Raw genomic sequence first — 15801 nt, 5'->3', positions numbered from 1 at the left:
ATATAACTTGGTGTTTGTAAATGACTAAAAACATCTATCGAGAGGATTCCAAAGGAAACAGACTGCTCTTAATGGAGACTTTTCAGACGATATCAACAGCAGGAGCTTTGAGATGCAAAGTTTCTTTATATCAATTAAGCTAAGCGGCTGACCCATAAGGTCTTAGATCTTGCGGAAGGCCCCCTTCTTGCTGTTAGAAGACACTCCATGTTACGAATCATTCCTCCCATCGCTGTTGCCCCGCATTTCTTGGAATGGTTCTGAGCAAGGATGAAATGTGGTGGCAAAGGCAAGCGCTGACACTTGTCCGGAATCGATTCGTCCTCTCCGCTACGCCGTGCAGATTGCTTACTTTTAGACGCAAAGAAACCGTTCTTTGGTAAAATGGAGGTTCAACCCAAACCATTTACGAAAGGAACGGTTTCTTTTGTACATTCAACATGCCATGGGGCAATTCTAAGATATCCCTCAACAATCTACTTTAAGGACGACCCCTTGATGGGTTATTTCATTGTATTCTTAGATCGAACTTCGTGAAGTCCGATTCATTCCGGCCAAATCCAATGGACCGGTACGACTTCACGCCTTGGCTCGTGCGTACCGGACAACTGTTCCGACAGCAAATCGACGGCACGCCGGCTTACTTCATCCAATTGCTGACGGACGAAAGGAATGCCTTCGATATCCGGATCGTCAAAAGCGGCTAGTTGCGGTTCGTTCCCTGCTCCCGTCCTCATTTCCCGAATGGCATAATGGGTATAGCGGGCCAATTCCGCGTTAACGGCAAAGACGGCCGTGATATCGCTCCGATCACGCAGAAAACGAACGACATCCCGTTGTCCGTGACCCTCTGCTATAGTTTCCAAATCCAGCATGCACCATAGTGTCTTGTCTATAGGCAAGCCCTGTTCCATAAAAGCGGCCTCGAAGCCTCTGGCTCTTTCGTCCGTAACCGAATTTGTAATTTCCGGTGACAGGAAGGCAATGCGCCTGTGTCCCACCGCAAGCAAACTGGATATAGCTTCGCGAACGCCTCCGTAATTGTCAGAGCTGACGCTGTACGCTTTGATCTCTTTCAAGAAACGGTCGACAAGCACCAATGGAAACCGATCGAGCGACAAGCGTAGAATTGCATTATTGTAGCTTTCCTGCTCGACCGGGAAAATGATAAACCCATCGACGCCTCGTTCTTGGAACTGCTTGATCGCTCGGTATTCTTCCTCTTGCGACTCGCGTGTAATGCGGATCAACAGGTCATATTCCCGCTCCGCACAATAACGCTCCAGACCATCCAGCAGCTGCTGGTCGATCTTGGTTTTCATCGTTGGCAAAATAATCGCGATCGTCTTTTTTGTGCCCGACTTAAGATGTAGCTCTTTCAGAATGACCTGCTCCCGAACGAAGGTGCCCTTTCCCCGATATCGCACTAACAAGCCTTCCTCTACCAAGCCGTTGAGCGCGTTTTTGGTTGTAATCTGGCTTACACCGTAACGCTGAGCCAAGTCCTTCTCCGACGCTACCAAGGCGCCTGCTTGCAGCTCGCCGCTCTGAATGCGCTGGCGTATGTCGTTCTGAATTCGTTTATATAACGGATGCTCCATGTCTGACCTCGCTTTTTACGTCAGTCCCCACTGAAAAATAATATATATTTAGTATATCTTAAACGATATTAATTGCGATACAATCCCTTTTAGAAAGCGCTTTCTAATTCGGGTTGGGAGGTTAATTGCATATGATTCGAAACAAAGGCTTCTGGAAGAAACCACTTGCTTTCGTCGTCATGCTTGCGCTTGCTTTAACGGCAATTCCATTGTCACCGGTTCATGCCGCTTCATCAGGCATGGCGTGGGCTTCGCAGCAGATTGCCATCTATACGCCGCCATCGGGAGGCGTATGGTATCCTCGGCTGCTCAAGCTTACGCCGAGCGAGTGGCTCGTATCCTTCGACACCAACGCTGGCGGAGGCAACACGCGCATTGTGGTCTCCCGAACGCAGGACGGCGGCTATACATGGAGCGCTCCGATCACAGCTGTCTCAAGCAGCGCCGGCAATGTGGGGAACGGTCAAATGTTAAGGCTGCCAAGCGGGGAAATTTGGTTAGCCTATCGGCAGGTCGTACAGAACGGCTCGACCTATGACATCCAGCTTAACGTCAAGCGGAGCGTCGACGGTGGTTACACCTGGAGCGATTTGCCTGGCGGATTGGTCGGGAGTTCAACCGCCTCCAGCTTTAAAGGTTTGTGGGAGCCGCATCTAGACATGATCAACGGCACAATCTCGGTGCTTTATGCGGACGACAGTCCGGCTGCGGTCGGAACGACCGGGCTGCAAAATTTGTATATGAAGACCTGGAACGGAAGCGGCTGGGGCAACCGCATCACGGTTAGCGACGGAGTGGCAGCCAGCTCCCGCGACGGTATGCCGGTCATCACGCGAATGAACGACGGGCGGTATATAACCGTATTCGAAGCCTCGGACGTTGCCGGCCACCCTTTTGTCATCAAGTATAAAATATCGCCGGACGGCTTTAATTGGTCGGTTCCCCGCCAAACGATGTACGTGCCCAGCGGCAATGGCAAAAAGGCGGGTGCTCCGTTCGTCGTGAAGCTTGACGACGGCCGTCTTATGGCCGCATTCCAGACCGATGAAAGCAGCGCCAATACGGGGGATCCTTACACCTCGATGTTTACGATGATCAGCTCCGATAACGGCGCGTCATGGCAGTACAAAAACAACGTTTTTCCGGTATCCGATACGAAATCCTCCAACTGGAATGCCCTGATGACCATTGATTCGACCCGTGTCGCAGCTGTCACCAGCGCAACTTATCCGGCAAACGGCATCTATCTGCGCTTCGGGCATGTCGTGACACCGCCGCAAACGAATGTCGTTAACAATCCCGGTTTTGAAACAGCCAATGTAGCGGGCTGGACGACGTACGGCGATGATTACCCGAAACGGATTCTTATTCATGGAGCTAATGACGGCGTTGGGCTTCCCGCTGCCGAAGGCTCTTACTTTGTCGGTCTCGCGGGCACAAGCGGACCTTCGACCGCGTATGTCGGACAGACGATTAGCGGTCTCGATAACGGCACGTATACGATGCGCGCCCGCATGCGCAGCAGCGGAGGCCAGAACAGCTGTGTCATGGAAGTGAAGGACTATGGAGGCAGCATGCTTCAAACCGGGTGTCCGGTGACAACAGCGTGGACGTCTGTCACGATATCCAATATTCAAGTGACGAGCGGCAAGGCGACGATCGGATTTTACGTATCCAATTCGTCCTCTTCCCAATGGGCGGATATCGATCAGGTCGAGTTCTTCCGGAACTAGTAGGAGTATAACCTCCGGCTAAATGAGGCCTCTCCACGATAGAAGTAGGTTAAAATGCATTAACATTGTTGAAACTACTTTATTCCAAGGCCGTCCAAAAGTCATCATAGATGGCAGTGGACGGCCCCTTTCATTTTAGTCAGCAAAAAGATTACTTCTTGCCTTTGATTATGGTCGTTGTATGCAAGATCATCACTTGATCGCTTTCCTCACATCTCTTCAAACAAGACCTCCGATACAAGAAACGCTGTACCGTCGTATTCGTACCGCAACCGGACCGCGACCGGGAATTCTCCAGGCGAAACCTGAATCGGCACCGATGCGTATAAGGTGCCTCCCTCAACGTAATAACTAACTATGTTGCCAACAGCGGGCTGATCCAGCCAAAAACCGGCGTCTTCCTCCTTATATTCAAATGTGCGAGTTACCCCGTCCAGCATGAATTGAAAAATCCGTTTTCCCGCTTCTGCTGTCGCCTTGTAGCTTAGTTTGGACTTTACCGAAAGCACCGGATCGGCTGACATCACCTCTCTAAAACTTTCTGTTAGAAGTTTCAACTCCGATTCTCTAATGCCAGTACCGTAGCCGGTTGTCAAAATGATAGCAAGTACATCCTCCTTGTTATTCTTTGCAGGCAGCAATGCAACGTCTGGATAGTAGGTTTCGTTGCTCACATTCTTCCAATCATGAAAGGTATGTTCCGTGTCGCCATACTGAACGTGGATGGAGCGGATCATCCCTTCTTTTTGTATCAGAGTTCCGGTCATCTTCAGGCCAATCTCCGTATCCTCTCTTAATATCACGGTATTCCCCTGCTCGTCTCCAACCTTGATTCCATCCAAAGGTGCTCCCGTTTCGTCTATGTCGATTTGCTCAATAAGCGTGATCCTGTGTGAATCGTTACGAATAGTAACGTCTATCGTTTCCTCATACTTCATCGGAATCGAATCACGCAGCAGCAGATGAAGTCGATATACGGTTTGCGCTTCTTCTGCGTTTATCTCCTTCACGTGCACTTCATATACCCAAGGGCTGGACACATCATAGCGGTCAAGCGGCCATTTCACCTCAGGATGCTCCCATATATCCGGCGATGGGCCGCCCCAGATGCCAAGCTCTCGCAGCAAGAGAGCTTCGGTCAGTGTCACGATCGTGCGGTCGTTAGCCTGTTTGATCTCATTTTTCGCAAGGTTCCACCAGTCGAAGTCGCCTCCTGTTCCAAGCAGGATGCTGGAAAACGTTCCTCCCCCCTGTGTGCCTGGACCTGGAGCTACCGGATGGGGAATAGATGGGGGCTGGTTTCCGAACCAGATCCCACCCCCTAACAGAAGCAGTATCGCTGGAATGATGGCTACAGCAGGTCGTCTCCATCCACGGCTGGTTCGTTTCATTTCAACCACCGTAAGTCTTTTTTCCACATCCTCCATCATGTCAGCTTTAAATCGCCGCTCCTTAAAGGGCGGTCCAGCCAGTCTCTTATTCCAATCCGGCTTCCATTCATTCATCGTCGTTCGCTCCTTCCCATCTGGCGGCAACCTTCTTTTTAGCTCTGTAAATTCTAGACTTTACCGTCCCTGGCGAAAGACCGGTAATGCCGGATATTTCCTCTATGGTTAGCTGAAGATGTACACTCAGCACGAGGGGGTCTCGAAATTTACCGGGCAGCTTTAGAACCTCCTGCCACAGCTCATCCGCCTCCTCCCGTTTCAAATACTCCGACTCGGCAGATGGCGAAGACATCGTCCCGTTCAGCCCATCACCCGGCGATCGCCCGATCAGCACCACTCTACGCAAAAACGCTCGTTTCAGATAGGAAAGCGCTGTGTTTCGGGTGATTTTGAGCAGCCAAGTTTTGATGGAAGCTTCCCCGCGAAAGAAGGAAACATTTTGATAAGCTTTAATAAACACATCCTGCGCGATATCATCCGCTGTATGTGAATTTCTGGTGATCACGTAAGCATAATTCCAGACATCCTCACCGTAGGATTCCATTAGCATCCGGATGTCCGAAATATTCAGTTCCGCAGAATGCTGCATCTGCATCTCCCTCAAGCTGTTCGCCCCCCTTACCAAAACAGACTCCATACGGTCGATGAAAGTTCCCGAAATCAAATGAATAATATCCGGCAGCTTAATATGTAATGGTCGTCACCTTGACCGATTCTCCTCATGAACTAAAAAGGACACCTGTTTAGGTGTCCCTCTGTTTATTTTGTCCAAGCGGGTCAGACCTGCTTATCTGCGGCGATCAATAAGAAAATGGGGCGTCTGAATGCATCATGCCATTCTGGATCCTGAAGCTGCTCGTGTTCTGGCTTAAGCTCAGACATTTCCCTAAACTGGAATCCTGCTTTCACTAACGCATTCATCTGTGTGGCTATATTCCGATGGTACTTGGTGACTTCATTGTCAAGAAATCTAGTTTGGCGTGCGCCTTCCTCATGATAGTGATCGATAGGCCAAAATAACTTTTCCCCGTCCGGGCCATAATACCAATCTTGTTCGGGCACAGCAGTAAACACGGGGTGTTCAACTGAAAAGACAAACGAACCTCCAACCGTTAGACTCTGATACACCTTTTTACAGATATCCTCGAAATCACGAATGTAATGAAGTGCAAGCGAACTAATCACGACATCGAACTCGTTAGCAGGGTAGTCAAAATCCTCTATTGCGGCCTGCACATATTCTATATTCGTGTCATCGGTCATCAACCTTGCCCTCTCCAGCATGTTCTTTGAGATATCCACTCCGACCACAGACCGTGCATGCTGTTCTCTTGCGTACCTGCAGTGCCACCCGAATCCGCAGCCGAGATCAAGCACCTTTTTGTCCCTAAGTTCCGGAAACATCGATCGAAAGGCACCCCATTCTCCTGCTCCCTCTAATCCTTTGATTGAACGGGGAAGTTGATTGTAATTCTCGAAAAATCCTAGATCATCATACTTGTTTTGCTTCACTACAATCACCCCTTAACGTTATTTTATAATTCCCCCCCATTATATTTGACCTGTTTTCATTCCTCAACGTCAGTCTTGTTTCTGCTTTAATTGTGATCATGGATCAAGCACTGTAACCCAAAGCGTTTATTCTATGTGTTCTTCATCAAGACGCAAGGTGAACACAAGTGCCCACTCCGTTTTTCTCAACGATTCCGTTGAAAGATCCGCTGTATGTATTTTATTGGTACTTGTAGCATGCATCCCAAATACATGCACGGGCTGGTCTATCGTAAACGAACGTGGACGCATATCCTGAATCAAACCGTGTGCTGTCAACTTTTTGTCCCAAGGAATAGTAATGGTAGAAAGACTTGATCCCGTGTGAGAAGTGGTGTTGACTTTAATCTTGCTGAACTCCTTTTGACCCTCTATGGATTCCGTGTCAACGGATACGATTAGTTCTACTTCGTTGCTGCCCTTTTGCTCGTTCGAACTGTAAAACAAATCTCCGATCGACCCTGCCGAATCTACCTTCTGCCCGTTCTTCCAAATATCGATGTCCAAGCTGACGTTAGGTTTATTTCCCTCATACTTTAATTTAAATGCACCCGTCATCGGACCGAGAAATAGCTTAAACTTCGCTGCGTCCCCTTGGAACAAATCCACCGGTGTAAATTCGATCTTGGAAGATGTCGAATCGGTCTCAGGTGAGATCTGTTCCTTAGTTCCTGCAAAGCAACCCGTTAGAATCATGAAGACGATTAATATACACGCTTTTAACCTCAATTTACTACCTCCATTAAAATAAGCTATCATGTTGCTAAAGTTGAATATCACAGCCATCAAAAGGCAAGCCTCTTTCAATCAGCATAACAGCATGGTTGATTGCATTCTGTTGGTTCTCTGTAAGGCAGCTCTCATGCCCATTCCATTCACTAAGCCACCAGAAGAAAGAACAAATATTTCTATACTCCATAAACATGGGGATTGTTTGTTTCCAGTACTCGGTGAGATGGTGTTCCTTCTCGTAACCCATGAGGAATTCACGCAAGAACCGTTGGGCAAACCTGCTTTTTGTGACACGATCTTCTGCATGCACTCCCCACCAAACGGCATGAGTGGCCGCTATTGCAATGTCTAATGAAAACCAGCCATAGATACTATCATCAAAATCAAAAACCGTTATTTCACTGTTGTCGATAAAAAAATTATAAGGATGGAAGTCATGATGTATGAGTCCAAACGAATCGCAACACCTAGGCAGTGAATCAATCGTACTCTCCATAGAGATCAATTTTTCAAGAAGTACATTGAAACTGCCTTGCTCCAGATGAGGATTATTGATGCTTCTTCTGCTCCAGCTGTCTCTCTTCACAAGGATGTCTGATGCTTCATATGATTTCGATAGCCTATGCATCCTTCCCATGGTTTCTCCCCAATTTCTGAATATCTTCGGGCCCCATAGCTGTTCATTGTGCTTATCAAAAAAGCGACCTGCAGCCTCATGAAAAGCAGTTGCTATATACCACTTATCTTCATCGCAGAATATGGCCGTTAACTCATTATTACATGTTTGAATCGGTAATGAAGCACGTACTCCGTTCTTCACCAAGTAATAAACCCAATCTACCTCCGCCCTTATCTTCGGTACATATTCGTGTGATTTCTGAGATAAGCGCAAGATATAGGACTGATTGTCCTTCGTAAACCGATATACTTCATTGGTTGAGTTACTCAGGAAGACTAACGTTCCTACTTGAAATTCGAAAGATTCTGCTGCTTTAAGCAATAGCTTCGAGCTTGCCATTCAGGATACCTCCATCTTTTTAAGAGTCCTATAGACCAATAATTATAAAAGCCGCTCAAGCGAGCGACTTTGTATTGATTACTGTAATCTCGATCACGATTATGTTTTCATTCGAAGAGTATTCGTTAAGAAGTTTGTGCGACTCCTGTTTTGGAATTATTAACCAATCAATATAATACCACTCTTCTTATGATTTCTGAAGATAACCCTTCGCGAATGCACGTGAACAACTGCATAAGTTCGTTTATTTTGGTGCATTGTAGTAATGCAGAGATTACAAAGGTCTTACTACAAAATGGAGGGATCGTTTTGGCGAAGAGCAAACAGCATCAAGAAGCACATGGGATCGGACAAATAGAACAACAGCTGAATGATCAAATGGAGGCTGCCGAAGAAATTCAAGGACCATCGAAGCTGGATCGAGACATACAAAAAGCCTCTCACCGTCAGGCTGATCCATTGAAAGATCTTTCGAAATAAGGAGAACTGTCATGAACAAACAAAGAGCGATTGAAATTTCGGAATCGGCCATTATGAAAAATGTCACTTATCAGGATACCCCTATCTTTATACAGCATGTCAATGAGGATGAAACCGCTCGGGTCTATCCGATCGGAAACTCGGAGCAGGAAATGACCGTCCCTTTATCCAGTCTCACCGAGCATCCATAAGATAGAAACACTCACCCAACCTTAAACAAAAAATCCCATCCAATTTCGTTGGTGGGATTTTTTATTGTTAAAACGAAATATGATTCAAGTAGCACAAGCTATTCCTTTATTTCAACGATGCCGGTACCTTTACCCCGAGGAGTTTACCCCCCGCTTGGATGATGATCATACCGTTTGTCTTTAGCGTCGACTCGTGTAAATCTGCACCCGTCGTTACTCTAAAAATCGGCAACGTCGTCAACATATTGATGCCGAGTAATGTGCCGTTACGCTGCGCCCGATATAACCCTTTCCCATATACGTCAATCTGCGCAACAGGTGCATCGCCTCTCCAATCGACATGTTGTCCGCTCGCCAGCTTGGTGCCGGCCAGTTCACCCGTCATTCGGTCTTTGAAAATCAACCGTTCCTGAACCAGTCCGATCAACTCCCAGTCGCCTTCGTAAGGGCGGGGAAAAGTTCGCAGAGGAGCCTCACCTTTCTTATAGGTGTCAAAATTATATTCGGCCACCTTATTGCCCTGATCCATGTATAACTTCCCTTGGTTTATAAATAAGCCGCCTCCGCCGTACTCATATGGCGGATCCCCCGGCATTTTCCAGCTATATTCTCGGCTGCTCTTCTTTACGCCGGTCTTAAGGTTATACACATTTACGATCCATTTGCGGTCCGGCAGCGACTGATAATCAGTCAGCAATGGAGAATAATAGTCAACCGAATACACGAGACCGTTTTTAATTTGGAGCGCTTCTCCCTGACCAAAATGGTCCCATAACTTCTTGCCCGTCTTCTTGTCATAGGCAGTCAATTGAAGAGAAGTGAGCGCTCCTTGTATATAGAACGTCCGAAGGATTACTCCATCCGCCTCCTGAAGATAATCAGTGCCATGTCCTTCTCCTGACGGCTCGTTCGTTTTCCACCGTAACTTTCCTGTGGCTGCATCAAACGCGAAGGTACTGCTCCCTTTTATTGCATACAGCGTATCGACAGTTGGAACCAGCACTTCCGTACGAAGCCGAGTATCCATGTAGATGGATGTGTTCGACTGCCATTTCAATTTGCCTGTCTTTGCATTCAAAGCGTATGGCATCTGATCTCCCGATAGGCCATAAATAACGCCATTATGAAATACAACGTAAGGCTTCAGGTCCTTACCGTAACTCCATAACCGCTTGCCTGTACTCGCATCGATGGCAATCAGCTTTTTCCCGGTGAATGCGAACACCTTGCCATCTTCAGCAATCGCCTGGCGACCCAGATAATTCTCGTCATCCATATCCAGATAGTTGTCCACCTTCACCGTCCAAGAAGGTTTTACTTCTGGTACTTTGAAGACTGAGGAAGGATACCAGTTGCGTAACGAAATATCGGCTGCTTCTGCATTCACTTGCGAAGGTGGTACTGCCAACACGCCATGGACAGTAAGTAAGCCCACGGCAATACTTGCAATGATAAGCCGGAGTAGTTGACCTTTGAGGAGTTTACTCCATCGTTTCATTTCAATTCTAAGCATGAATAGCCCTCCCATTTGTTATGGCTTCTTGCTTCACGACAAATACAACGCTCAGAGAAGGCATAAAGTTCCAAGCGAACTATAAATAATCTTTAAGTTCCCTTAAGTAATTGCCTACATAGAAAACTGTTTATCATCCCAAAACGGGAATCAACCCCAATTCGCATTGGAGAAGATTCCCGTTGGTTAAAATTTATTATTCCAAATAGCTTTCGGCAATTTTCATCAAAGTTTCTTTGCTTACTTTATTTATGTCCCCACTTATAGTATAGGCGTATTTTACCTTTTTATCTGGGCTCTCGTATACCCATTTCAGCTCGTGACTCTGCGAAGGACCAAATTCTGTATGCAGCATTTCTACTCCCTTCACTTGAACCTTCTCCTGCTTAAATTCAACGTTCTCGTCAATATACGTTGTAGGGTTGCTCTTTCCACTCAGATTAGTGATATTAACCCCGATTTTATCTTCGCCATTTTGATACGTAGCAAAGAGTAGGAAAAACTGATCTGTCATTTCAATCGGCATCATGGCATATCCCTGATTGGATTCTTCCGCCTGCTTTCTCAGCTTTTCTGCCATTTTCTTTTTTTCTTCCGGAGAAGGCGGATTTACTTCCTGAACATTTTTAAAGAGCACGTCCGCCTTTTGGAATGTATAATTTCCATTGACTTTATCTGCGATCTTAATGGATTTATCCGTAATCTTATCGCGCAATTGAGTAAGATTATCGAAGCTAGTCACCTTCGTTCCCAGATCTGTCTGATGATTCGGGTTATTGGCAGCAACGTAGAACAGCGCGGCTTGTCCGTTCTTTAACAACTTCTCTTTAAGATCATAAAACGCTTCGAATCGCTCTACGTCATCTTTCGATTCTGTTTTTTCGTACTCTTTGGTCGATTTAGTCTCATATACGACTTCGCCATCCTTGTTGTTCAAAGAATGATACTGCACGGCCGCATAACCCGTCGATGCCATTAACATCATACCTACAAACGCAGTTAAAGCAACTTTATATTTCACAAAAAACCTCTCCTTTTCTTTTGGCTGAGCATATAGTGTATTCATTACTTTTCCTGTCAGGTCGACGTCGGGAATGCGCGGGTCATCAAACAGTTTTTTCAAATCCCGTTCCCTGTCCATATTCATACATTCCCACTCCCTTTACTTGAGCATAATACTTTCGAAATTTTGCAGATGTACGTTCGTATTTTTTACGAAGGCTTGCGCTGTTCTTGCCGAGAATCAAACTGATCTCCTGGTAGCTCTTATCCTCGACACAACGTAAGATTAACAAATTACGCTCTTCCGCCGATAATTTCGCCATGGCCTGATGTACGGATTCATCAAAATAGTTGGCTTCAATATGCATATCGACATCATTATTTTCTTTATCATCCTGGTAAAAGAAAGGTAAATATTTCACCAGCTTTCGCTTACGGATGATGTCAATACATTGATGATAGGCTATCTTGTATAACCATGCGCCAAAATCCATCTCATATTGAGTATATTTCCGCAAGCTGCGGAATGTTTTCAAAAATACTTCCTGTGCGTTATCTTCGGCCTCGGCATGATTACCCAGCATATGATAACAGTAGAGAAAAATCGGTTTTTGATAAACCTTCATGATTTTCTCGAATTGTTCTGTCCCCCCATCCAACACATCTGCAATGATCTGACTTATCTCCGCGTCATTCAAGCCCTCTCCCCCCCTTTCACTCTATACAACGAACAACTCGACCCATAATGTGACAGCACAATAAATCACTACAGTCTAAAACGAACTCCTCAAGTAATTTGTTCAGGTGGATCGCCATGTTCTGCACAACTGCTGCATCAGAGCTGCTTCTCTGACAATCTGCATTACAGGGCCTAATTATGGTCGTTGCGCCATTTTGAACACTAAAAAAGCTTGGAATCCTTTTTCAGATCCCAAGCTTTTATAAGGAATATTATCTTGTCTTACATGTTACCGCGTCGCTGATAGACTCGACTTATAAGCTCTTCAATGATTTCATCCGGTGAGCGGTCAACCATCCAGGTTTGACCATACATTTGCAAAATCTTAATGACTGGACAGTCTTCCCAAAATCCGATGAACTCTTCATTGAGGTAAATCTTCTCTACGACATGCTGATTCATCTCGTTCAGACACTCTTCCAATACGGATTTCGCAGTGGGGTCGTTGATCCAATCGCTAACCAAGCTGAATTTATGAAATGATACTTCTTCCTTCCCAAAATCACAATACAGTCGCTCCGTGATTCTGATATCACGAGAAGAGCTGCCGAGTGCAATTTGGAAATAACCACTCTCCGCTACCCAGCGGTTATATTTGGTGTTGTAATAAGCAAAGTCTCTCTCTTCAAGTTCAAAGACAATCTGCTGTTTCTCCCCAGGAGCCAACTCGATTTTAGAAAATGCCTTCAATTCTTTCTCTGGACGTGTCCATGTGCATTCTTCGTCGTGGACGTAAAGCTGAACGACCTCTTTCCCTGTTCGGTTTCCGATATTCTCCAGCCAGAAAGAGACTGTGATCCCTGTCTCCGTTTGAGCTACCTTCATATCCTTATAGGCAAATGAAGTGTAGGATAAGCCATGGCCAAACGGAAACTGTGGAGCGAGTTCCTTCCTATCGTAGTATCGATAGCCGACGAACAGCCCTTCTCGATAATACAGTTTGCCGTTTTCACCACGGATCCTCATATGTGAAGGATTGTCAGAAAGTTTAACTGGAAACGTCTCGGACAGTTTACCGGAAGGACTCACCTGTCCAAACAAGATTTCAGCAATTGCTTTACCCATACCTTGTCCGGACAGCCATGAGTGAATGACAGCGGGAACATGCTGAACCCATGGACGCATCGCCAAGGCTGAACCACTGCTGGTCACCACAATACATTTAGGTTGTACGGCTGCAATCGCTTGAATAAGCAGAATCTGCTGTTCTGGCAAATCAATGCCCTTCAAATCACGCATCTCGGACTCGGCGTACTCAGGCTGGCCAACGAATATAACTGCAACATCCGATTTCGCCGCCAATGCGACACTTTCCTTGATCATCTCCACATGAATGGAGTCATCTTCAGGGTAGCCCTGAGCATAACTCATCTCAACGGAAGCTCCAGCCAACGCCTTCATTTCTTCAAATGGAATATCAACGCGCGTCGGCGTTACTTTTGCGCTGCCTGCTCCTTGAATTCTAGGTTTTTTGGCGAAACGGCCGATAACTGCAATGGAATGGGTTGACTCTGCATGGATCGGAAGAATGCCATTCTCATTCTTTAAGAGCACAATGCTTTCTGCTGCAGCTTTTCTCGCAAGATTGTGGTACTCCATATCAGATACCGGAGCCGATTCTTCAATACCAGTTACACGTTCTACGAGTTTTAGTATACGGGCAACGCTTTTGTCGAGCTGCTCTTCTGCAAGATTTCCGCTCTCCACGGCTTTGATAATCGCATTCGTGTTATAACCGGCTGGCCCCGGCATTTCGAGATCAAGTCCTGCTTTCAGCCCACGGATCCGATCATTCACAGCTGTCCAGTCTGAGATCACGACGCCCTCGTATCCCCATTCTTCTCTCAAGATATCATGTAATAAATGCTCGTTCTCACTAGTATACGAGCCATTAAGCAAATTATAGGAGCACATGACGGTCCAAGGATCCGATTCTTTAATAATTCGCTCAAAGGCACTTAAATAAATTTCGCGCAGCGTCCGTTCGTCCACTTCTGAACTCGTCACCATTTTCTCGAATTCCTGATTGTTGCAAGCAAAGTGTTTAAGCGAAGCGCCAACTCCTTTGCTTTGGAGACCATTGATGAAAGCAGCGCCGAGTTCGCCTGTCAGACAGGGATCCTCGGAGTAATATTCGAAATTTCTTCCCCCAAGCGGAGTCCGCTTCATGTTGATTCCTGGGCCGAGCAGCAATTCTACTTCCATCTCTTTGGATTCATTACCAAGTGCCTCCCCAACTTCGTGCAGCAGTTCAGGATTCCACGAAGAACCGATAGCGGAGCCCGTGGGATAGCAAGTTGCGGGAACATTCTCTGTCGTGATCCCCATTTCATCGTCACTGTTCGTTTTTCGAATCCCATTCGTTCCGTCATACATATGAACCGGCGGAATGTCAAGTCTCTCGATCCCTTTGGTCATCCACATATTTAATCCCGCGCACAGGGATGCTTTTTCAGTAAGTGTCATTTCCTTTATCAATTCGTTGATCGATGCTTTCATTTGTATCCACCCTTTCATATCAAGCTTCTTCTTGTAACTCCCGCTCTTTCTTCAATTCTTGCGCATCGTACAGTTTAAAAAACGGAAACCATACGGCGAACACAATCAGCAAGACAACGGCGAGTAGAATAAGTCCATTGAATCCGGACATGAGGTAAGTTGATATACCGATCGGCGTATACCACAGCTGGAAGATTTTACTTGGTATTTGTGCAAATCCCATATCAAGAGCTAAGTAGACGATAATGGGCGTAATGAGACCATTAATCCACATAGGCACCATCAATAGCGGATTGAAGGCAACTGGCGCTCCATACACAACAGGCTCGTTAATATTAAACAGGGAAGGAATTAATGTTGCTTTACCAATGGTTTTCAGCTTTTTGGATCTGGCAAACAGGAACCAGATAACAAGCGGCAATGTTGCACCCATCCCTCCGATTCCAAGCCATCCGGAGAAAAATGTTTCAAATGTATTAATGTTGACAGGATCCAGTCCCTGCGCAACCAATGCGGCATTTTCCTCAATCGCCGGAATCCATATGGCATACCATATTGGCATCAGAACCCACGGGCTAACTCCGAAGGAATATAGTACAACCCCAATAAAGTTAAATAGGATAAACCCGAACAAGCTTTGCCCCATAGCATTAATAGGTTCAAACACGCTCACAATCAGTCCAAAGATGTCAAAGTGGAGCTGATATACTAGAACCCAGCCTATGCCCATGATCACGGCAATCGGTACCAGGAAGTCAAACCAATCCATAATAAACTCTGGCATGGATGACCCTTTTTTAAAGAAAGAAAACTTAGCGCAGACATTCATGATGACGGCGATGAAGACGCCTACAATGAGTGCCGTAACCATACCCGCAGGACCGAAACGCTCAAGAATGAACTGAACGGTTCCGTCTTCGTTTACGACGGGATTAAGCAGCATGAGGAATAAGGATATGCCGGTCATTCCTGCGAGCAGCTTGATTTTGTGCCTCTCCTTTTTCTCCATAACCGTATACGGCGTCAGAAATGCAATAAACAAACCGAGAAGGCCAAAACTGAATGTTGTGATTGGCGTCAAATCCGGCATGCCAGGAATGAAGTCTTGCAAAATTGAGATCAAAGTAATAATAGAACCGATAAAAATCATCGGGATGGCAACCATAATGGCTTCTTGTATTGATGCTATCCAAATGTTATTTGTAATCGCATCCAATCTTGGCGCAAATGATTCCGTCATCCATCTCATAAAACGCTTCATCTGTTGATTCCCCTCCTGTAATTCTGTTGTGCA

General features: G+C 46.1%; 14 protein-coding genes. 3 read left to right on the top strand and 11 right to left on the bottom strand.

What is annotated here, in order from left to right; genetic code table 11:
• Positions 1-545 precede the first annotated feature (545 nt).
• Positions 546-1601 carry a LacI family DNA-binding transcriptional regulator gene (locus tag ACOZB4_RS28915; protein ID WP_379405834.1) on the bottom strand — a complete coding sequence of 352 codons (1056 nt, stop codon included), beginning with the start codon at positions 1599-1601 and terminating at the stop codon, positions 546-548.
• Positions 1602-1732: 131 nt separating this feature from the next.
• Between ACOZB4_RS28915 and ACOZB4_RS28910 the strand changes: the two genes are divergently transcribed.
• A complete protein-coding gene (locus ACOZB4_RS28910; protein ID WP_379405832.1) occupies positions 1733-3334 on the top strand; it encodes a sialidase family protein in 1602 nt (533 codons plus the stop codon).
• A gap of 209 nt (positions 3335-3543) precedes the next feature.
• Here ACOZB4_RS28910 and ACOZB4_RS28905 read toward each other — a convergent pair whose 3' ends face one another.
• The 5 genes from ACOZB4_RS28905 to ACOZB4_RS28885 form a co-directional block, all read right to left on the bottom strand.
• Positions 3544-4839: a hypothetical protein gene (locus ACOZB4_RS28905; RefSeq protein ID WP_379405830.1), complete on the bottom strand. Its 1296-nt coding sequence runs from the start codon at positions 4837-4839 to the stop codon at positions 3544-3546.
• Entirely contained in the window at positions 4832-5377 is a 546-nt protein-coding gene (locus ACOZB4_RS28900; protein ID WP_379406150.1) for an RNA polymerase sigma factor, read from the bottom strand. The genes ACOZB4_RS28905 and ACOZB4_RS28900 overlap by 8 nt, the downstream gene beginning before the upstream one ends.
• A 182-nt stretch (positions 5378-5559) precedes the next feature.
• Positions 5560-6294, bottom strand: coding sequence for a class I SAM-dependent methyltransferase (locus ACOZB4_RS28895; RefSeq protein ID WP_379405828.1), 735 nt, complete (start codon positions 6292-6294; stop codon positions 5560-5562).
• Positions 6295-6420: 126 nt separating this feature from the next.
• The gene (locus ACOZB4_RS28890; protein ID WP_379405826.1) at positions 6421-7062 is read right to left on the bottom strand and encodes a hypothetical protein; all 642 of its coding nucleotides are present in this window, start codon (positions 7060-7062) and stop codon (positions 6421-6423) included.
• Positions 7063-7096: 34 nt separating this feature from the next.
• The gene (locus ACOZB4_RS28885) at positions 7097-8083 is read right to left on the bottom strand and encodes a phosphotransferase enzyme family protein (protein WP_379405824.1); all 987 of its coding nucleotides are present in this window, start codon (positions 8081-8083) and stop codon (positions 7097-7099) included.
• Positions 8084-8392: 309 nt separating this feature from the next.
• Here ACOZB4_RS28885 and ACOZB4_RS28880 point away from each other — a divergent pair, with 309 nt between their 5' ends.
• Positions 8393-8563, top strand: a complete 171-nt coding sequence (locus tag ACOZB4_RS28880; RefSeq protein ID WP_379405822.1) for a hypothetical protein — start codon at positions 8393-8395, stop codon at positions 8561-8563.
• Between the two features lie 11 nt (positions 8564-8574).
• Entirely contained in the window at positions 8575-8754 is a 180-nt protein-coding gene (locus tag ACOZB4_RS28875) for an H-type small acid-soluble spore protein (RefSeq protein ID WP_076321652.1), read from the top strand.
• A 106-nt stretch (positions 8755-8860) separates the two neighbouring features.
• Here ACOZB4_RS28875 and ACOZB4_RS28870 read toward each other — a convergent pair whose 3' ends face one another.
• The 5 genes from ACOZB4_RS28870 to ACOZB4_RS28850 all read right to left on the bottom strand — a co-directional run bounded on the left by ACOZB4_RS28870 (position 8861) and on the right by ACOZB4_RS28850 (position 15768).
• Entirely contained in the window at positions 8861-10267 is a 1407-nt protein-coding gene (locus ACOZB4_RS28870) for a PQQ-binding-like beta-propeller repeat protein (RefSeq protein ID WP_379405819.1), read from the bottom strand.
• Positions 10268-10463: 196 nt separating this feature from the next.
• Positions 10464-11414, bottom strand: a complete 951-nt coding sequence (locus tag ACOZB4_RS28865; RefSeq protein WP_379405817.1) for a hypothetical protein — start codon at positions 11412-11414, stop codon at positions 10464-10466.
• Positions 11374-11967, bottom strand: a complete 594-nt coding sequence (locus ACOZB4_RS28860; RefSeq protein ID WP_379405815.1) for an RNA polymerase sigma factor — start codon at positions 11965-11967, stop codon at positions 11374-11376. Before ACOZB4_RS28860 ends, ACOZB4_RS28865 begins: the two co-directional genes overlap by 41 nt.
• 263 nt (positions 11968-12230) lie before the next feature.
• Positions 12231-14525: a beta-glucosidase family protein gene (locus ACOZB4_RS28855; RefSeq protein WP_379405813.1), complete on the bottom strand. Its 2295-nt coding sequence runs from the start codon at positions 14523-14525 to the stop codon at positions 12231-12233.
• Position 14526: 1 nt separating this feature from the next.
• On the bottom strand, positions 14527-15768 hold the full coding sequence (locus ACOZB4_RS28850; RefSeq protein WP_379405811.1) for a PTS sugar transporter subunit IIC: 1242 nt from the start codon (positions 15766-15768) through the stop codon (positions 14527-14529).
• Between the last annotated feature and the right edge of the window lie 33 nt (positions 15769-15801).

The sequence above is a fragment of the Paenibacillus sp. NPDC058898 genome (assembly GCF_049316025.1).
Classification (GTDB): domain Bacteria; phylum Bacillota; class Bacilli; order Paenibacillales; family Paenibacillaceae; genus Paenibacillus_AQ.
Note: the sequence above shows the minus strand (reverse complement) of the source record. Positions and strands in the feature narration are given on the sequence as shown.